Below are 19,511 nucleotides of genomic sequence, written 5' to 3' on the forward strand. Positions count from 1 at the left end.
ATGTGCTCCTATGATAGCCACTCAAGGCCATCGTCGCGCTCTTTAGACCATGACAGATTTTTTATTCCCTGCAGCGTGACAGCTGTCTCCCACATCCCACCGTCGTCCTCGAAGTCCGTCTCGATCACGGTCCACTCATTCCCATCGTCCCGATCATGGCGATAGCGTATCGGCGAATCGTCATCGTCATTACCGTGGTAGATTTGTTCGAAATGACCATGCTGCTCTTGGTCTTCTTGCCAGAAGATCTCGTACTGTGACAGCCGGATACGGTCTCCGACCCCGAAGTCCATGATCGTGTATGAAGCGGTGTTCGGTCGTTCGTCACTGACGCTGGCGAACACGAAGACGTCATCACCATTGCCACCCGTAAGCGTGGCCGGCCCACTTCCGAAGGTGAAATGATCGGCTCCCTGACCACCAAGCACTTTCTCAAATCCGCTGATGGCGTCATGGCCAATTTCCACTCCGCTGGCGACACCGTTTATGAGATCAACCACAAGGCCTTGCGATGCATGGCTGTAGTCGAGTGTGTCTGAGTTCCCACCGCCGTCGTAAACGTCATCATCCCCATCGAGCGCCGCCACTACCCAATCGTTACCCATACCGCCGAAAACCTTGTCGCGACCCGCGCCATCGAAAAACACGTCGCTACCATCGCCCCCGAGCAAAAGATCGTCGCCGTTTCCCCCGCTCAGGCGATCATTGCCATCATTCCCGAAGATCACATCATCGCCATCACCGCCGAATAGCCTGTCGTCGCCGGAGCCGCCGAAAAGATGGTCATTCCCCGCGCCACCGAAAATCATGTCATTGCCATCACCGCCGAACACCACGTCATCACCGTCTCCAGCGACGATGTGGTCGTCTCCCGCCCCGCCGTTAAGGACGTCGTCACCAGCCCGTCCATCAATATTGTCATCGCCACCGGCACCGTCGATCTCATCGGCACAAAGGCTGCCAAGAAACGTGTCGTTTGCCGCGGTTCCTTCGATCGCGGGCGGCTCGACAACAGAGAAAAGAGCAACCGCATCGGTCGTAAGCTCACCGTCAGTGATTTGATAAGTGAGCATAACGGGCCCCAGTTGCCCACTGTCGCTCTGGAAAATCCAACCGCCTTCCGCTTGAGTCAGCGTGCCGGAGGACACGGCCATATTTTGAACAGAGAGAACATCGCCATCAGGGTCTACTGCATTTCTCAACAGATCGTCGAAGGCAATGAGGAGGGCCACGCAAGGTGCCACGTCCAGCAGATAGACGGGACCTGACACGCGCGGTGAACGGTTTACGTCGGGCCGACTATCAGTATCGTCTTCACCTTCGGTTTCGATTGGTTCTCCAGCAGAAGAACTGTCACTATCCCAGGCATCATTGACGATGGCGGGCGGCACGTCGTTCAGCGATAGGGGGGGACGATTAATGCCGGGATGAGCCATGTAGGAAAGCGGTGTGCCGACGCTGCCGCCCACTCGGCCAATCTCAACGGCATTGCCACTCGCCGCTCCGCCGACTAAAGGTGCAATTTCACCCTCGCCCGGATAGCGAAGGGGCGTCGATCGTGGCATATCGACGACCGAAGGCATTGTTTCGCTGTGAGGTTCTGCATCGGGCAACTTAGGTGGTTTTTGCGGAGAGTCGGCTTCGTCCCCCATAAGTTCAGGACTTTCGATCTCCGCAGCACCGGCGATCGGCTCCTCCGGCTCCGATTCGGGCTTACGCTCCCTGCCCCAGGAAAATATCGAGCTCAGGTAAGCCGCGATCCCCGTCAGTAGTCCGGCTACAACCAGCGTCGTCCGGGAAACCTCGTCCCCACTCTTAAGAACATAGCGTTGCGAGGCATCAGTTTCTGGTGAGGCGTTCTTCGTGCCTTTGACGTTAATCATGATCCACCTGATGCCTCCTTCATCGGCGACTTGGCAGGATGCACTTCGCGAACGTTCGTCTTGCCGATAACTTCGTCCTTCGGTCCGAAAGCAACCAACCGGCCGTTCTGAATAACCCCCACGAGATCGACGGCCGCCAGAGCACTTGGGCGGTGAGCGGCGACGATGGCGATACCTCCACGCTGCCTTACACCTCTAATTGCTGCCGTAAGCGCTGCTTCGCCTTCCGAGTCAAGGTTTGAATTGGGCTCATCCAGTACGACGATGAAGGGATCCCCGAAAAGTGCACGGGCAAGTCCAATTCGCTGACGCTGTCCGCCTGAAAGGGACGCACCCTGCGAGCCAAGTTGTGTTCGATAGCCATCTGGCAAGCGCACGATCATCTCGTGGACACTGGCGGCCATCGCCGCCGCCACGATTGCCTGGGAATCTGGTGTTTCCTGAAACCGCGAAATATTTTCTTCAATCGTGCCATTGAGCAGCGCGACTTCCTGAGGCAGATAGCCGATGAAATGACCGAGCGCTTCGTCATGCCATTGCGAGAGCTCCGCATCATCGAGCCGCACGCTGCCCCGTAACACGGGCCAAATGCCTGTCAACGCACGCAGCAACGTTGTCTTGCCACCACCGCTAGGACCGATGATGCCAATCGCCTGGCCAGCCTTGAGGTCGAAACTCACCTCGCTGAGCAGAACCTGCCCGGAATCGGGTGCGGCAACGGTGATGTTTTCGACCTTGAGCGAGGCACTCGGTCTGGGCAGTTCCATCGGTTCACCCGCCTCCGCCAATGCCACGACCGTTTCCTTAAGGCGTGAGAATGCGGTTCGCGCAGCAACGACACTCTTCCAATTGCCGATCGCAAGATCGATAGGGGCGAGTGCCCGCGCGGAGGCAATGGAAGCGGCAATGATGGCGCCAGCACTTAGCTCTCCCTGGATAGTTAATAAAGCACCCAAGCCAAGGACGGCGGACTGCAGGATCATACGCAAAACGCGTGAAACTGCCCCGAGGGTACCGCTGACGTCGTTCGTTCGCGTCTGCAACTCCAGATGATCCTCGTTGGCGCGGTTGAAACGGGCAACCGCACGACCGGCGAAGCCCATCGCCTTGAGGATTTCGGCATTGCGCGCATTGGAATCAGCAATGGTGTTGCGGGTGACAACCGCCTGCTGCATGGCACTGCTCAGCTTGGCGGTCAGCAGTTCCGTGACGATAGCGAGCATGGCCAGGATGAATCCCCCTAGGAAAACCAGCGCGCCAAGGTAGGGGTGCAGTATGTAGACGAACACCAAAAACAGTGGCATCCAGGGAAGATCCAGCAGAGCGATGGGCCCCTGGCTTCCCAGGAAACCCCGCACGGTATCGACGTCGCGACCACGTTCCAGCGATTCGGCTGTCGAAAACCCGAAGCGCGGCATATCGATAGCGACCCGATGGGCCATCGGCGCGATATTTTTGTCGAGGCGCGCACCGACGCGAACAAGAATCTGGGAACGGATGATGTCGAACATTCCCTGAAAGCAATACAGGCCGAGCGCCAGAATAGAGATGGCGATCAGCGTCGAAATACTCCCGCTGGTCAGCGCTCGATCATAGATTTGCAGCATGTAGAAAGCACCGGTCAGTGCGAGAATGTTGATGATCCCCGACATGCTGAACAGGAAGAAAAAGATGCCTCGGAAACCTTTGGTCAGCTGTTCTGCGCTCTTGCGCTTCGCCGACGTATTGGCGTCTCTTTTGCGCATGTGAACTACCCCCTATCCCCTAAATTGAACGGGCTATCCCTGCGGGCGAGCCCGCAGGGATCGTTATTGTTGTTGACGTTCGTTAGAGGTTGAAGTCGCTCACTGTCAGGTCATGTCGGCCCTTGATGCTGAGGGCGAAGTCGGCATCATCGCCTCCGGTCGTGTTGCCCTGAACAACGGTATAGTCCTCACCGTCGAGCGTTTGATGGCTGAACATGAGCTGCCCGGCACCGGTGAATTCATCGTTCACCAACGTGAAGCTCTGGTTCCCACTGTCGCAGCCATGCGCGTCGATACCGCTGAGATCGATACGGTCACCCGGTTGGAATCCCATGATGGTATCGCCGTTGGCATCCGCAGCGGATAGGAAGCGGAAAGTGTCATTGCCCGCACCGCCATCCATGACGTTGTTCGCGCTATTCGCCGTAATCGTATCGTCCCCCGATCCCGTGACGATGTTCTCGACACTCCACAACCCATCATTGCCAGTTTCAGCACTAGAGACGCTGCCACGTCCCATGAACCCAGTGCCAAGATCAGCCGTGATCGACGCCATTATGGCTGACATGTCCAGCGTGTCGTTGCCGCTACCGCCCACCATGTCGTCGCCATAGTAGGTGTCGTCACCGTCACCGGCTTCGGCCACGAACAGGTCATCGCCGTTACCGCCAAAGACCGTGTCGTCGCCTGCACCTGCATTGATGAAGTCGTTACCGTCTTCGCCAAGAATACGATCGTCTCCGTCATCGCCGTAGAGCATGTCTGCGCCATCGCCACCAAAGATGTCGTCGTCGCCGTCATGGCCGAACACCACATCACGATCGCCCAAGCCCATGATGGTATCGCCGTCCGCCGTTCCGACCAGCGCATCAGCACTTTCGGTACCGGCCAACGCGGCTACCGGGGTCGGTGCCACAATGTCCTCATCCTCGATGCCCTCGTCTTCGGTCTCAGTCTCGGTCTCATCGACCTCCGGTTCCTCGACCTCTAGTTCTTCGTTGTCCGGATCGCTGTCATCCTGAGGGGGCAGGTCGTCATCGTCCTCATTGAACTGCGGTGTGCCGTCACTGCTCGTGAAGGTTACCGCATGGTCGCCGTTGGTGAAGGTGGTCGTGCCGTCCTCGTTCTCAATCAGGCTATAGTCGGCAAGCTTAGCGCCCTTCGGCAGCTCGATGACGTCCTGAGGGCGAAGCGTCCCAAGGATCGTGTCATTGCCGCCGTTGGAGCGGAAGTAGATTCGGTGCGACGACAGAAGCCCGGAAATATCGACGGTCTCGTCGTGCTCCGATCCCTCCAGCGTGATGGTGCTGTAGGAGAGGCTAGTCGCAGAGAAATCGCCGTGCGTGACGAAGGTATCGCCGCCGCCCATTCCGTTGATAACGATCTCCTCGGCATTGTCCAGCTCGGCGATGACTGTGCCGTTGCGTATGATCACGATCTCGGTGTTCGCAGCAACGGTAATACCCGCATCTTCCGCCGCAGCCCGGGTGTAAATTTCATACGCCTCACCCGTCTGGTCGCCTGTCACATGCACGGTGTCGTAACCGCCTCCTCCGTTGATTTGGTCGCTGCCGTCGCCGACGCTCCACAGGATAGTGTCATCGCCACCTCCGCCGAAGAGAAAATCGTCGCCTCCACCGCCAACGATCAGGTCATTGCCGATGCCGCCGCGGACCTCGTCATTTCCATCGCCACCAAACAGGAGATCGTTGCCAGCAGCGCCGTTGATCCGATCCTCGCCGTTCTCACCGGCGATGAAGTCATTCTCGACCGTACCGTTGCGGTTGTCGTTGGCGTTGTCCGACCGGCTGACCCTGTAGTCGCCCAGGCCAAGATCAAAGCCCCCGATCGAGCCGCCGTCGAAGTTGATCAACTCCACTCCGGTTTGTTCGTTCGTGCCGGAATAGTGACCTGCAACGTCGATCTGCTGACCATCGTAGCCGATGACTAGATCCCCCTGGCCGCCTGCACCGTGGCTATCCTGCGCAGAGAGCGAGATAAGCGCCGCGCCACCTGACTTGATGACAATCCGGTCTTCCGCGCCCCCGCCGGCGGCTTCGGTGATTGTGTCGGCGCCGTCCGAACGCCCGAAGACATAGGTATCGTTGCCGGTACCACCATTGAGCGCATCGTCTCCGATACCTCCGACTAACCGATCGTCGTTGGCACCGCCATTGAGCTCGTCGTTGCCGCGTCCACCGATCAGGACGTCATTGCCCTGCCCAGCGTTGATGGTGTCGTCGCCGTCCATTCCAACGATTATGTCGTTACCGCCGCCGCCGGCAAGCGTGTCGGCACCGTTCGTACCGCTCGTGATACTCATTACCCCGTCGCGAAATTCGAGCTCCTCGATATTGGCAAGAGTGTCTCTTCCGTCCGAGGTCCGGTTCTTTCCTGTGATAGGATCGAAGGGGTTACCCTCGTTTCCATCCTCGGCGTCGGTCTCGGTCACCATTAGGTGCTCAACAACGAGTCTGCCGTCGCTCGTGCCATCGAACACGTAGTTCTCCTGGTCGTCCCAGTAGTAAGCACGGTCAGTACCGCTATCGTCGTAGAGGATCTCGCGGGCAATGTGCAGCTGACCGGGATTGTAGGCCCGGTCGAGCATCAGTGACGCAAGAGTCCGACCTGCATGCAGGAGGGCTCCTGACAGATCACGGACCTCTGAATCCATGCCTTCGGCCGTCGCGATCTCGTCGCCGTTGTCGTTGCGGATCGAGATACGAACATTAAGCCAGGCATCACCATCAATGACATCATCTCCGCCGCGGCCTTCGATAAGGTCGCTACCACCACCACCGAGTAGGATGTTGCCGCCGACGAACGCTTGCTTGATGTCACCCTGCTGACCTTCGTCGAGATTCTCCCAAGAGCCGTTGGCACGGTACTCGACCTCGCGAAGCATATCCTCGGTGATGATTCGATCGAGGCCGTCGATCCGGGCAATGCCCTCTTGGTCCAGTTCGTTGTGGACGAAGTTTCCCTCCGGAGTCGGGTCGTAGACCTCCGGGGCAACCTCTTCCTTAACTTCGATGACGGTGAACCCCGGCGCGTTAACACCTTCCCCAGCCGGAGTTTCGGTGTCTTCGTTTTCCAGATCCTCTTCCTCCGGGCCTTCCTCCTCGATCTCGGTCTCAAGCTCGAAGCCGTCGTTGAAGGTGCGGTCGTCACCCCTAAGGATGTCATCGTGCTCCCAACCCGAGAGCGCCTCAACCTGGCTGAAGCGGTCCCGCAGGATCTCAAGCGGCAGGTTGGGGAAAACTGGGAAGTTCATGTCGGCATCAGCGCCGATCTGCTGTCCCTTGTGAATCACCCAGTCGTGGCCCCACATGCCGATGTTCTTCTGGATACCCTCTCCGGCCACCATGATGTCATCGCCAGAATCAGCGTCGTAGTCGGTGTCACCCTGGCCTCCATTAAGGACATCGTGACCGATGATCGTGGAGTTGAAGAACAGCTCGCCGTTGTCGCCGGCGATGTATTCGAACCGACTATTGCCTTCGACCCAGTCGTTGCCCTCGTTTCCGAACAGGATGTCCTGGCCGTCACCGCCTAGGAGGAAATCATCGCCCTCACCGGCGCGGATCTCCGAACCGTCTGGCCCGGTGATCAGGAAGTCCTTGCCATCGCCGCCAAAGATCAGTGCCATGCCGCTGCCGCCATGGATGACGTCGTTGCCGTCGTCACCCTTGAGCATGTCAACTTCTCCGATATCCGTTCCCGAGTTGGTGATGATATCGTCACCGTCACCACCGTTGATCTTGTCGACACCGTACCCGGCTTCGATGCGATCGTTGCCATCGCCACCCCAGACGGTGTCGTCACCGCCGCCGGCCACAATTGTGTCGTCGCCGTTAGTGCCCTGGATGGCCACATGGTCAGCGCCGTTGTAGCGGATGAACTCGGCGATATCGTCACCGTCAGCGTCACGGCGTTCGACCAGGCTGGTAAAGGCCCCAAGCGTCGGGTCCTCATGCTCAGGATCGTTGAGGCCCGTCATGGCCAGCTGCTTGACTAGGTCCATGTAGAGAACATGATCGGGCACCGAGAATTGATCTGCCGGAATGGCAAACTCCGTCTCGCCGAGATCGGTGTTAGCCAATGCCATCTTGGCTAGTGAGTTGTTTTCGAGTTCGGTCAGCAGATTCAGGCCCTGGACACGCGATAGATAGTAGAACCGGTCGGCGTCCTGCAGGCTCTCCATCTGCATTTCAAAGACGAAGGAGAAGGTCGAACCGAGCATGCCGCCGAAGGGCATCTTTTTCTCGGCCAAGCCACCTACCCAGAGGTCGATTTTATTCAGGCCCGTCTCTACATCGCTCCAGCCTCCGGTGCCATTCAGGAAGTCGAGCCTGTCAGTTATCTCTGTCGAGCGCGCGACATCGAGTCGAACGTTGTCGACCAACATTTGATCGGCACCACCGCCGGTCTGCTGGATCTCAATGCTGAGCTCCTGCCCTGCCTGTGTAGCATCGATCAAGCCAGTCTCGAACGAGAAGGTCGCCCAGCCCCCATCTTGTGCAGGGGCGGTCAGCGAAACCGTCGCCAACACTACCCCTCCCGCTACGAGTCGAGCTTCCCCACCGGGCCACTCCATATTCGTGCGGTCACCGATGTCGAGCGTCAGGCGATAGCTGGCACCCGCCTCCAGAATCTGACCTGTGTCCTGCGATAGCATTCCGTTCTCGCGCAGCCACGCGACATTAGTTCCTTCGATACCGGTCGAGTCAACGACGCCCGCCGCCGGATCGATCAAGCCGCCTTGGCCGGTAAGCGTCCAGCCGTCCGGAGCCGAGGTGGTGTAGTTTCCGTTGACGTGAGTGATGACGCCCGGTTCTCCCGTCGAAAGTGAATTCGTCTCGAAGCTCGCATTCTCGACCGAAGCAGCCGTTGTCTCAACCGGGTCCGACAGACCAACGAGTTGCATTGCGGCGTCGCGCTTCGCTTCCAGTGTAACGGCAGCTTCGATTAACGGGTGGGTGCCGTAGGCAGCCACGAAGTTGATGATTGATGCCGGGTTTTTAAGGTTTAGGGCGAAATCGCTCCAGCTCTCGTAGGGTTTGAGCTGTGTGTCGCCGCCAGCCATTTCCATGAACTGGGCACGCGCCTCGTTCAGCGTCGGCATACCAGTGTCGCGGCCACGGGCAATGTTGATCGCTGGCAGGTCAAGCGGAATGCCAAGCAGCTGGTTGCGCAACGTATTGGTGACAAATTCGTCGATTTCGTTGCCTACCTGGCCCGTCATACCGCGGACGATGGCACCTGCGGCTTCGTCATGGCTGACGGTGACGTTACCGTTCGCGTCTACTGCGCCGAAAGCGAGTGGGTTGAGGAAGGCATCGAACAGGTTCATCGAGCCGCTGCGATCTCCGTCGGCGCTAATAATGTCGACAGTTTCGTTTAGCATCGAGTGCCCAAAGCGGTAGATGACATGCGCAAACTCGGCGATGATGCTCGGGTCCATTTCGGCGTCAGGCTGGACAATAAAAACATCCACGTCCGGCTGGATCTTGCGCGCGAACTCTTCGAATACGAGGTGCTGATACTGCATCTCGGTGGCAAAACGCGCCGCCTGGAAAAGACGTTCGCCATCCCATGAACCGTCATCGAGCGTCCACTGGGCAATCAAGTCTGCGTCGCCGCTAGCCTGGATGGTCGCCTTAATGTCTTCGACCTGGCGGTTGTGCTCGGAGTGAAAGATGTGGTGAACGGCCGAGAGCCCAATGTTTTCGTTTCCTCGTCCGTCACCGGTGATGTAGTGCGCGTCGAGAAGTTCGTTGTCGTATTCGGTGTTCCGGCCCCTCATGTCCACCGCTACGTCGTTGCCTGCCACGTCGTCGGCGTCAGCGACAAGCGCGCCGGTCTCGTCGGTCACAACGACAGCCGCATGGGCAATGTCATCGAGGAATGCGTGGCCTGTACGTACGGCCGAGACGGTCATACCCGCTGTAATCGATATTGCACCGGCGGTGCCCATGATCTGTGTGCCGACCGGAAGCTGGATTGCCGAAGGATTGATGGGTTGGTCCCGATTACCTTCGACATAGATCGGATTTCCCGCTGGATCGAAGGCCGCAAGTATCTGTGGCAAGCCGTTATCGCCGCGAATGAACTCGCCGTAGGGATCGACACGGAGCTCCGGTACCGCGTTGACATCCAAATCGGTCAGATCGATGCCAAGCATCTCACGTGCCTGCTCCTTGACGTCAGCCCAGGTTGCAAGTCCGCGGGCGCCATCCAGCAGGTGGCCAGTCGCGAGCGGATTCGAATCCACCGTGCCATCACCGTCGCTGTCGACGGATAGCATGTACTCACGCAAAAACACTTGGTGCGAGGCGTCAGAGGTATAGGTCTGGTTCTGATCTACCCAGGGCGTGGTGACATTGCCCTCAGCATCCGGATCGGTTGTCGCGCGCGTCATCACCATGAAATTGGTGTGTGGGCTATCCGGGTTGTAGAGCGGATCATCCACGCTCAGCGGCATATAGACGGTGCCGTTTCCACCTTTTGCCACCAGGTCTAGGCCATGGTCGAAGAACTGGCCGAAAAAGGTGAAGAAGGCGTTGTATGACGCAGACAACCCCTCATCAGGAGCGACGTTGGGCAGGTGGATAGTAAGGTCATCCAGCTCAATGCCGTAGGTATCGGAAAGCTGGGTGGCCATATCCGCCTTGTACTGCTCAAGCCCAGCCTCGTCACCCTGCTCTTTCAGCGCGTCCATGGCGGGCTTGTCGTTGGTCTTATAGCCGGTATGGATATCCCGAACGGTTGTCAGTATATCGCCTTCGAACCCGGCATGCTGAAGCGCCGCGTAAATCGCTGCCGGGTTGTCCATCGTCTGATCAACGATCAAGTTGGAAATCTGTCGCGGCTCGCCATCAACCACGTCGCCCCCGGTGCCATAGTCGTTGTTGGTGGGGTATGGCGCTCCGCCCAGGGTGCCGCTTCCCTCAACCCAATTCGGATCAGTCAATCGCGGAAACGCCTCTCCTGAGGCCCCCCATTGCTCGCGGCCGACCACGATATTGTTGTAACTTCCATCAACAGTGCGCAGACCGGTTGGCAACAGCGAGCTGTCGACGAGGTCGGCCAGCGGCGTTCCCGCGGAATGCGCTTCCGCAATCTTGATCTGCTCCAGGATGAATTGCAGATCATGTTGGTTCAGTTTGACAGCCATGTTCCCTCCCAGGCCCCACCGGGCTCTGCGACTTATTATTGTTTAGCCAAAAAATTCTTTTGCGGCCCCATTAACCTCACCAGCAGGCTGCTGTTTATATCTTTAATAGCCGACAGGCATGTCGCTACACCTCGACGACACATCATCCAAGTTAACTTCACACACCTTCCGCTTACATAAGATTACAATGCGAAGTATTTTTTTCCGCCTCATAATCATCATTACCTAACTACGGAAAATCTAATCAAAATGAACCGATACCCCTTCCAGAAAAATGCTCTTTTGTGGTGAGAAAAATCATGTCTGGAGCGGCCAGCGGTTAAGTTATCTTGCTGCCGAGCCAAAAATCTTATGGTCATTGCACTGATGGGTGAGCAGCATCATCGAATCCAGATTCATAGCTTGTCTTCGAAGATCTGAACCACGCCTGGGAACAGCGCGGTAAGCCATAAAGAACCATCTTAAAACCGGATCAGGCTGGGCAGAGTGCTAGAGGTAAGTTCAGTCAGAGGCACTGATGTTATCGAATGATAAAAAGCATTAGTCGAGCGAGGGTCTAAAATCTAAATGGATATCGGCCTAGCGGCATAAAATCTGTCTAAGACGAAAAAAATAGCTTCATTGTCTCAATCTAGGACCCCGATACTTAGGAACAGGCCTGAATACTCGAATGTTTTTGTAACAAGAGCGCTTCTGTTTTTGAGCACTGAGGATCTGCTTCAGACAGCCAAGCCAAAATGTCGGATTGCCTGCACCTGATACTCCTTCCCCGGCGAACGTAGCGCGGTGCGGGTTCTCCAAGCAGCATTCCCGTTACCCTACTTTTTGGAGCTGTTGAATGTGCCGCAGGGATCAATGCAGGAAATACAGCACTTTCAGGAAGCTCAATCAGCTCCGGACTTTAATCTTGCTGCTAAAGACGGAACGCATTGACCAAAAGATCATCAGTTTTCTTGGTTGGCATGGTGAAGGTGCCTGTTAATTGACCAACCCATGTTGCCCATTCGGTGTCGCAGCTTGTTGGGCGTAACTCATTCAAATTGGCAATTGGACAGCTTTACATTCGATACTCACAGTGATGTCTGATGTCTAAAAGTCCGAGCAAGAACAAGGCTCCAGTCAAGCGTTTCGGACGCGTGCCACCTACGTTGGTGTCCAGAATCAGTGAACCACTACAGGATCAGCGCCGTTGTAAATAAGTGAAGCCTATTCACTGGTCGGTGTGGCGAAGCGAAAAAGGCAAACTGTTTGTTGCCAGCTGTGCCTTCTTGCTTCGGACGCATGCTACCTATTTGCTACCTAAAATTTAAGCACGCAAAAACGGCCACTATAGCAATAAGCTAAGTGGCCGTTTTTATTAAACTATTTGGTCGGAGCGACAGGATTCGAACCTGCGACCTTTGCAACCCCATTGCAACGCGCTACCAAGCTGCGCCACGCTCCGATTCACCGAGGCGTTAATTTCTTGCCTCAAGACGGTGCGTATACTAGCGGTTTAGCCGGCAAATGAAAAGCTCTTTTTGCGCTTTCTTTTCAAGTGTTTGTCTACCATACGGATTCATCGTTTCAGCCTATGCGGCACTATCGGCATCGCGTAACAGTCTGGCCATCGCAGAGTGAACGGCGGGTGTCGTCACCAGCAAATGCTGGGAATATAAATCTACAGGTACGTCAGTTGGCACGACGTAAAGATGCCCCACACTGGCACCCGCCTCGCGCGCGACAACCCAGCCGGCGACGAAATCCCAGGGCGAGACGCTCTCGTAGTAAGCATCCAGCCGCCCACAGGCAACATCGCAAATATCCAGAGCGGCGGCGCCGTTGCGTCGTATATCGCGGCAGTTACTCAATACGGCAGCCAGGCGAGGCAACAGAGCTTCCCGGGCCTCGCGCTGATAGGGAAACCCCGTTGCCACAAGACTGCGCGCCAGTTCACTTGCGTCGCTTGGCTGGATGGGCTGGTCATTGCAGAAAGCCCCAGCTCCCTCGGCGGCGGTGAAGGTTTCTTCCAGAAACGGTGCGTGGACAACACCGATCTTTGCCACACCGTTCTCCATCCAACCGATCGAGACCGCCACATGGCGAAGCCCCTGGGCAAAATTGACCGTGCCGTCAATCGGGTCGACAACCCATAGCTGCGGGGCACTTTCGTTGAATGCCTGATCGGGAGAGAGTTCTTCGCTTAAACGGGTCTCGCCAGGAAAATGTGATGCCAGTTGATCACTAATAAAGCGATCAACCGCCACGTCAGCATCCGTCACCAGTTCATCACCGGCCTTGTAATGCCGACCAAAAGATTGCTCCTGGCGTGCCTGACGAATCATTTGCCCCGCCTGTTCGGCAATCGAGCGGGCAATGTCCAAACGCTCTTTGAGGGTATAGGCAGGCATAGCGACTCCGTTAATAGACAAGCCCCTAGCGTAGTGCATCCACCAGGATATCGACAACTACGCGCGTGGCCGCATCGATCAACACCACATCAGACCCCACACGCTGCCACTCATAACCGGGATAACGAGGCAGTTCGTTGGCGATCGGCCCGTCAAACCGCTTGGCGATGCCTGGCGGAAGCGGCTTTCCACGTGCCAGATTGCGCTCTATACCCGGTGGAAGCGGCTCCGCTCTGGGCGCACCGTATTCACGCAGCAGGCGCTGCAACAACCGCTCCTCAATACGTGGCCAGTCACCACGATAATTCCGTTCGGTGCGATCATCGTAAGACCGGTTCTCACGCTTTGGAGTCTGCCCCTGATGATGCTGCTTATCGCGAGCGCCGTGAGCCGGGGCATGGTCGGGCTGGGCAAGCGCCAGCGGAGTGGTCAAACAGAAAATCAACGAACCCAATATAACCCGATGAGGCATTTTCACTGCGAGCTCTCCCATGTAATGGCAATCTCTAACAGGTTAAGCGGCAAATACGCAGTGAGTGTGTAAATACTGAGGTTTTACTGTTTAAGAGCGGCAGCTACCGGGCAGATATTTATTATCCATTGGCTGCTGCTGGGCAGGCATACAGCGCCATGTAATCGACCCCTCCGTTGCCCTCACTTCTATCCTGAAGCGCGTATTACGAATCGCCTGGGAGACGGGTGCTTCATTGCGCATGCGAATGCCGATATTAACGCCCTCTCCTCCCTCTGCGGCGTAGTAGTCGATGGAGTCTATATACTGGGTATGGCTGACCAGAGAATCATCGTTAAGCGAATTTTCCTGACCAAAGCTACCCTCCAGGGCATAACGCTCGCCGAGTTCGCTTTTCACGCCGCTGAGAACGTTAAGCGCCTCGGAAACCTGGGCACGGGCCGTGTAGTTCTGATACTGCGGAATGGCGATGGAGGCCAAGACGCCAATGATGGCGACCACAATCATCAGCTCGATCAGCGTAAAGCCTTGCTGAGTCCCCTTCATTTTTATCCCTCTGAAAATACAGGTCGTTACTATCTAAAAGGGGCCAATCAAGGCCCCATACAAATTATTGATTTAGATACGACTATTCTTTACAACCCGCAGGAAGCCGACTTTCGTCAATACCATCCGTGGTGCCAGCTTTACAAACCCAGCCATCTTGAGGATTGTCAGTTTCTAAGAGCATAGTGCGATTCCCTAACGCACTATCGGTATCAAAAGTTACAGTGATCGTGCCAGTATCCTCTGCAAATGCATATGTAGCATTTTGCACATATCTACCTGCTGGCTCATCGTCTGTTTCGACCAAGTCATCGATATCATCCGTTGATGGCATTCCACCTTGAAGTGAGTATTGCTCAGCAATATCTGCACGCATGCCTGCTGTTACAGACAGCCCCTCGCTAGCCTGAGCGCGGGCGGTGTAGTTTTGATACTGCGGCACGGCAATGGACGCCAGTACGCCGATAATGGCCACCACAATCATCAGCTCAATCAGCGTGAAACCACCCTGCTTCTTGTTACGAATTGCCGGTTGTGCAGAATGCTGCATGGAGACGTCTCCTTGGGGGATGCTACCCAGCGTCGCCGCAGGGTATCGCGATAGGGGAAATTTAAAATGACACTAACTGACAGTCTGTGCTTTATCAATATATCGCACCAACGCTTGAGTATGAGTTATATCGGCAGTGGGATGCCTGGCTTGAGCTTTTCGACTTAACGAGACGCTACTGCCTTGTGGTTCCAAGTATGGTAAAAGTAACCCGCAGCGCACTTCACCAACGAGTCACGCATGAGCGAACCCTATTTCGAGTCAACCTTAAGCCATGCCGCCGCCCGGGGCGGACTGCGTGGTATCGCCCAACGCCTGGTCAAGCACGGGTTGCTGACCGAGGCTCAGGCGGCCACCGCTGAAGCGACAGCGTTCGACTTGGATATCTCACTGCTCCAGCATGTCGTTGACAGCGGCCTGGTCGATCCCAGGCAATCAGCCATTGCCGCTGGCTGGGAGTATGGGTTGCCGGTGATTGATCTCAACGCCGTACGGTTATCGTCACTGCCACCAGCGGCTGAGTACCCTGTTAAAGTCCTTCAGAACTTGACGGTGCTGCCATTGGCACGCCACGGTCACCGGCTCACTGTTGCCGTCCCTTACCCGGCGACGCTTACCCAACTGGATGAGTTGCAATTTGCCACCGGGCTAAGCGTTGAAGGTGTTCTCGCGCCTGTTGATCAGTTGAGCACGGCGTTAAACCAGTATCTCACCCAGAATGAGCGCAGCATGCTGGAGGAGCTTGACGACATCGACGATGCCGTCAGTTCCTTGAATGTCGTCCAGGGAGCCGCCGGTGAAGACGCTCCCCTTGAGGAAGCACCGCAGAATAGCGACGACGCACCGATCGTCAAATTCGTCAATAAACTGCTGCTGGATGCGATTCGCCGGGGCGCCTCAGATATCCACTTTGAACCCTATGAAACCCAGTACCGGGTTCGCTTCCGGATTGATGGCATGCTGATCGAGGTTGCACGGCCGCCTTTCGCCATGCGTAACCGAATCGCCGCGCGCTTGAAGATCATGGCCCGGCTGGATATCTCCGAGCGCCGCTTGCCCCAGGACGGTGCGATCAAACTCAAGCTTTCACGCACTCGCTCCCTCGACTTCAGGGTCAATTCACTGCCGACTGTGTATGGCGAGAAGCTCGTACTGAGGATCCTTGACCCCACCGCCACGCAATTGGGCATCGAGCAGTTAGGCTTCACCGATGACCAGCGCGGTTACTACGAGCGGGCGCTGGCGCAGCCGCAAGGCATGATTCTGGTGACCGGCCCCACGGGCAGTGGTAAAACCGTATCGCTGTATACCGGGATCAATATCCTTAACCAGATAGAGCGCAATATCTGCACTGCCGAAGACCCAGTGGAAATCAAGGTCCCTGGCGTTAACCAGGTCAACGTACTGCCAAAAATCGGTCTGGATTTCGCCAGCGCGTTAAGGGCATTCCTGCGCCAGGATCCTGACGTGGTCATGGTCGGTGAAATTCGCGACCTGGAAACCGCCGAGATCTCCATCAAGGCGGCCCAGACCGGCCACCTAGTGCTGTCAACGGTACATACCAACTCGGCGGCCGAAACCCTCACTCGCCTGTCCAATATGGGGGTGTCTTCCTTCAATATTGCCAGCGCGGTCAGTTTGATCATTGCTCAGCGCCTGGCGCGCAAGCTTTGCCCTCACTGCAAGGAACCGGCTGATATTCCCCACGAAACACTAAGACGCGAAGGGTTCAGCCAACAGGAGATTCAGCAGGCTACCCTATTTCGCCCGGTCGGCTGCAAGCAGTGTACCCATGGCTACAAGGGGCGTGTGGGTGTCTACGAAGTCGTGCCGATAACCGATACGATGCGCCAGTTGGTCATGCGCGATGCCAACTCTCTGGATATTGACCAGTTGGCCCGCCGTGAGGGGTATCCGAGTCTGCATCAAAGTGGTCTTTTAAAGGTGATGCAAGGGATCACGAGCCTTGAGGAAGTTAACCGTATCAGCAAGGAGTAAACCATGGCCAAGTCGCCTCGGGCTCGTCGTCAGCCGGGTATTCAGCTTTACCGCTGGAAGTGGGAAGGCACTGGGCCCCAGAACCGCACGCTTAGCGGTGAAATAATTGGTCGCAGCAAGGCAGACGTCGCCAGCGAGCTCGCCAATCAGCAGATCAACGTAAAGCGGTTACGCAAGAAAGGCGGCCTCAGCGGTCGTGGTCGAATCAGTCCGCACGATATCATGGTGTTTGCCCGCCAGATGGCGACCATGATTCGGGCAGGCATTCCGCTACTTCAGGCGTTTCAGGTGGTCGCCGAGAGCCTCAAAAAACCGGCAATGGTGGCGCTGGTCCAGCAAATGATGAGCGATGTATCCGCTGGTTCCAGCTTCTCCGATGCACTGCGCCGCCACCCCAGGCACTTTGACCGCCTGTTCGTGAACCTTGTTGAAGCAGGCGAGCAGTCCGGGGCACTTGACCAGATGCTTGACCGCATTGCCACTTACAAGGAGAAAGTCGAGTCGCTTAAAAGCCGCGTCAAGAAGGCCATGTGGTACCCCTCCGCGGTCCTCCTGATCGGTGTCGGCGTCACCCTTCTTCTGCTGATCAAGGTGGTGCCCGAATTTGACAGCATGTTTGACAGCTTTGGCGCAGAACTCCCCGCCTTGACGCAGATGACGGTCAACCTATCGAGCCTGGCCCAGCGTTACTGGCTATATGCATTGGGGGGCGTCGTCGCGGGGATCTTGCTGCTCAAACAGGCGATTAACCGCTCTCCCCGCGTTGCTTACCGCGCGCACAGTGTCCTGTTACGCCTGCCCGTCGTCGGTGACATCCTGCATAAATCGGCAGTGGCACGATTTGCCCGGACCCTGGCGACCACCTTTGCGTCTGGCGTGCCGTTGGTTGAAGGATTGGACACGGCGTCCGGGGCCACCGGCAATAGAGTCTATGAACGCGCCGTCACCCGGACGCGCCATGACGTGGCCACCGGTCAGCAGTTACACTTCGCCATGCGCATGACCAATCAGTTTCCGCCCCTGGCAGTGCAGATGGTCAGCATCGGTGAAGAAGCAGGCTCGCTGGATGCCATGCTCAACCGCGTCGCGGACTACTACGAAGAAGAAGTCGACAATAAGGTAGATGCCTTAACCTCGCTGATGGAACCGCTCATTATCGTGGTCTTGGGCCTGCTGGTCGGCGGTGTTGTGGTGTCGATGTACTTACCCATCTTTAACTTAGGCTCGGCCCTGTAAGGCGCCGTGCAAAGGTATTTCATGCAGTACTTGTCGATCACTTTCTGGCCACTGGTCTTTTTATTGGGGTTATGCCTGGGCAGCTTTCTCAATGTGGTCATTACCCGTCTGCCCGTTATGCTGATGCGGCATTGGCGTCAGGAAGCACGTGCCCAGCTCGCGCTTGATGAAGAACCATCGCCGCGCTTCAACCTTGCCCAACCACGCTCTATGTGCCCGCGCTGCGAGTCTTCTATCGCCTGGCACGATAACCTGCCGCTGATCGGCTGGTTCAAGCGGCGCGGGCGATGCGCGCACTGCAATGCCCGGATCAGCGTGCAATACCCGCTCATAGAGCTTGCGGGTGGCATCCTGGCTATCAGTGTTACCCTACTTTATGGCATCAGTTGGCAGGCGCTATGGCTTTATGGGGCCTGCTTGACGCTGCTTGCTCTGGCCGTCATTGACTGGCGTGTACAGCTACTGCCCGATATCTTGACACTGCCGTTGCTGTGGGCCGGTTTGATCTATCAATGGCTTTTTCAACCCGCTTTCCTCGCCGATGCCGTTATCGGTGCGGTGGTGGGGTATATGAGCCTCTGGAGTTTTTACTGGCTATTCAAGCTGACGACCGGCAAGGAAGGGATGGGCTTTGGTGACTTCAAGCTACTCGCTGCATTGGGTGCCTGGCTGGGTTGGCTATCGCTTCCACTGGTCGTGCTGTTCTCTGCGGGTTTAGGCGCCATTCTCGGCCTGGCCTATCAAGCATCATCACCCCAGGCGCGGGGCACCCCCATGCCGTTCGGGCCTTTTTTAGCACTTGCCGGATGGATAATGCTGCTCGCTGGCAACGACATATTAGTAATGTACCTCAATATCGTCAGTTAACCCTGACAGTCTGAATGACATACCATAGGTAGACACACCATGATTATTGGCCTTACGGGAGGCATCGGCTCAGGCAAGTCAACGGTCGCCCGCACCTTTGGCGAACGCGGTATCGGGTGGGTCGACGCCGATGACGTGGCGCGGGAAGTCGTGGCCCCCGGCGAGCCCGCACTTGATGCTATCCGTCAGCATTTTGGGCCCAGGGTGATAAATCAGGATGGGGCACTCGACCGAGCTGCTCTGCGCGAGATTATTTTTGAAGCCCCTGAACAACGTCGCTGGCTTGAGCAGCTCACCCATCCGCTCATCCGCGAGCGGATTATTGCCCAGTTGGACAACATCCAGTCGGGGCCTTCCCCCTATGCGCTGTTGGTATCGCCTTTACTGTTCGAATCGGGCCAAGCGGCGTTGGTCAATCGCACCCTGGTGATCGATATTCCCACCGACATGCAGCTATACCGAACGCTTGAGCGCGACGGTGTCAGTGAAGCAAATGTGCGTGCTATTCGGGATGCACAGATGTCGCGCGAGGAACGTTGTGCCCGTGCCGATGACATCATCGACAACAGTCGTGATATGGCGCACATGCAGCGCCAGGTCGCCCGACTTGATCAATACTATCGCGAGCAATTATCGTCGTGACCCGT

General features: G+C 56.7%; 11 protein-coding genes and 1 tRNA gene. 4 read left to right on the plus strand and 8 right to left on the minus strand.

The window, feature by feature from the left end; all coding sequences use genetic code 11:
* Nucleotides 1–8: 8 nt before the first annotated feature.
* The 8 genes from IT895_RS09525 to IT895_RS19350 all read right to left on the minus strand — a co-directional run bounded on the left by IT895_RS09525 (nucleotide 9) and on the right by IT895_RS19350 (nucleotide 14,763).
* A complete protein-coding gene (locus tag IT895_RS09525; protein ID WP_199285350.1) occupies nucleotides 9–1,883 on the minus strand; it encodes a calcium-binding protein in 1,875 nt (624 codons plus the stop codon).
* Nucleotides 1,880–3,628 carry a type I secretion system permease/ATPase gene (locus IT895_RS09530; RefSeq protein ID WP_199285351.1) on the minus strand — a complete coding sequence of 583 codons (1,749 nt, stop codon included), beginning with the start codon at nucleotides 3,626–3,628 and terminating at the stop codon, nucleotides 1,880–1,882. Before IT895_RS09530 ends, IT895_RS09525 begins: the two co-directional genes overlap by 4 nt.
* 82 nt (nucleotides 3,629–3,710) lie before the next feature.
* Entirely contained in the window at nucleotides 3,711–10,805 is a 7,095-nt protein-coding gene (locus tag IT895_RS09535) for a peroxidase family protein (RefSeq protein ID WP_199285352.1), read from the minus strand.
* 1,367 nt (nucleotides 10,806–12,172) lie between these two features.
* Nucleotides 12,173–12,249 (minus strand) — tRNA-Pro (locus tag IT895_RS09540).
* Nucleotides 12,250–12,376: 127 nt separating this feature from the next.
* A complete protein-coding gene (locus tag IT895_RS09545) occupies nucleotides 12,377–13,195 on the minus strand; it encodes an inositol monophosphatase family protein (RefSeq protein ID WP_199285353.1) in 819 nt (272 codons plus the stop codon).
* A gap of 25 nt (nucleotides 13,196–13,220) precedes the next feature.
* A complete protein-coding gene (locus IT895_RS09550) occupies nucleotides 13,221–13,667 on the minus strand; it encodes an anti-virulence regulator CigR family protein (RefSeq protein WP_199285445.1) in 447 nt (148 codons plus the stop codon).
* A 90-nt stretch (nucleotides 13,668–13,757) separates the two neighbouring features.
* Nucleotides 13,758–14,213 (minus strand): pilin, encoded by a 456-nt coding sequence (locus tag IT895_RS09555; protein WP_199285354.1) that lies wholly within the window; start codon nucleotides 14,211–14,213, stop codon nucleotides 13,758–13,760.
* An 82-nt stretch (nucleotides 14,214–14,295) separates the two neighbouring features.
* Nucleotides 14,296–14,763: a pilin gene (locus IT895_RS19350; protein WP_186255736.1), complete on the minus strand. Its 468-nt coding sequence runs from the start codon at nucleotides 14,761–14,763 to the stop codon at nucleotides 14,296–14,298.
* Between the two features lie 240 nt (nucleotides 14,764–15,003).
* On the opposite strand from IT895_RS19350, the gene pilB reads away from it, so the two are divergent.
* From pilB to coaE, 4 genes are read left to right on the plus strand one after another with little or no spacing between them, the layout of a single operon-like run.
* Complete coding sequence (gene pilB / locus IT895_RS09565) at nucleotides 15,004–16,761, plus strand: type IV-A pilus assembly ATPase PilB (RefSeq protein WP_199285355.1); 1,758 nt, start codon at nucleotides 15,004–15,006, stop codon at nucleotides 16,759–16,761.
* A 3-nt stretch (nucleotides 16,762–16,764) separates the two neighbouring features.
* A complete protein-coding gene (locus IT895_RS09570) occupies nucleotides 16,765–17,997 on the plus strand; it encodes a type II secretion system F family protein (RefSeq protein WP_085918493.1) in 1,233 nt (410 codons plus the stop codon).
* Nucleotides 17,998–18,018: 21 nt separating this feature from the next.
* On the plus strand, nucleotides 18,019–18,864 hold the full coding sequence (locus IT895_RS09575; RefSeq protein WP_085918492.1) for a prepilin peptidase: 846 nt from the start codon (nucleotides 18,019–18,021) through the stop codon (nucleotides 18,862–18,864).
* A 39-nt stretch (nucleotides 18,865–18,903) separates the two neighbouring features.
* On the plus strand, nucleotides 18,904–19,506 hold the full coding sequence (coaE, locus tag IT895_RS09580; RefSeq protein WP_199285356.1) for a dephospho-CoA kinase: 603 nt from the start codon (nucleotides 18,904–18,906) through the stop codon (nucleotides 19,504–19,506).
* Nucleotides 19,507–19,511: the final 5 nt, after the last annotated feature.

The sequence above is a fragment of the Halomonas sp. A40-4 genome (genome assembly GCF_015767635.1).
Lineage (GTDB): Bacteria > Pseudomonadota > Gammaproteobacteria > Pseudomonadales > Halomonadaceae > Vreelandella > Vreelandella janggokensis.

Excerpts from the sequence above, each read along its gene's own strand:
- pilB (WP_199285355.1), top strand. The coding sequence starts at position 15,004 with ATGAGCGAACCCTATTTCGAGTCAACCTTAAGCCATGCCGCCGCCCGG.
- IT895_RS09555 (WP_199285354.1), bottom strand. The coding sequence starts at position 14,213 with ATGAAGGGGACTCAGCAAGGCTTTACGCTGATCGAGCTGATGATTGTG.
- IT895_RS09570 (WP_085918493.1), top strand. The coding sequence starts at position 16,765 with ATGGCCAAGTCGCCTCGGGCTCGTCGTCAGCCGGGTATTCAGCTTTAC.
- IT895_RS09530 (WP_199285351.1), bottom strand. The coding sequence starts at position 3,628 with ATGCGCAAAAGAGACGCCAATACGTCGGCGAAGCGCAAGAGCGCAGAA.
- coaE (WP_199285356.1), top strand. The coding sequence starts at position 18,904 with ATGATTATTGGCCTTACGGGAGGCATCGGCTCAGGCAAGTCAACGGTC.
- IT895_RS09545 (WP_199285353.1), bottom strand. The coding sequence starts at position 13,195 with ATGCCTGCCTATACCCTCAAAGAGCGTTTGGACATTGCCCGCTCGATT.
- IT895_RS09525 (WP_199285350.1), bottom strand. The coding sequence starts at position 1,883 with ATGATTAACGTCAAAGGCACGAAGAACGCCTCACCAGAAACTGATGCC.
- IT895_RS09550 (WP_199285445.1), bottom strand. The coding sequence starts at position 13,667 with ATGCCTCATCGGGTTATATTGGGTTCGTTGATTTTCTGTTTGACCACT.
- IT895_RS19350 (WP_186255736.1), bottom strand. The coding sequence starts at position 14,763 with ATGCAGCATTCTGCACAACCGGCAATTCGTAACAAGAAGCAGGGTGGT.
- IT895_RS09575 (WP_085918492.1), top strand. The coding sequence starts at position 18,019 with ATGCAGTACTTGTCGATCACTTTCTGGCCACTGGTCTTTTTATTGGGG.
- IT895_RS09535 (WP_199285352.1), bottom strand. The coding sequence starts at position 10,805 with ATGGCTGTCAAACTGAACCAACATGATCTGCAATTCATCCTGGAGCAG.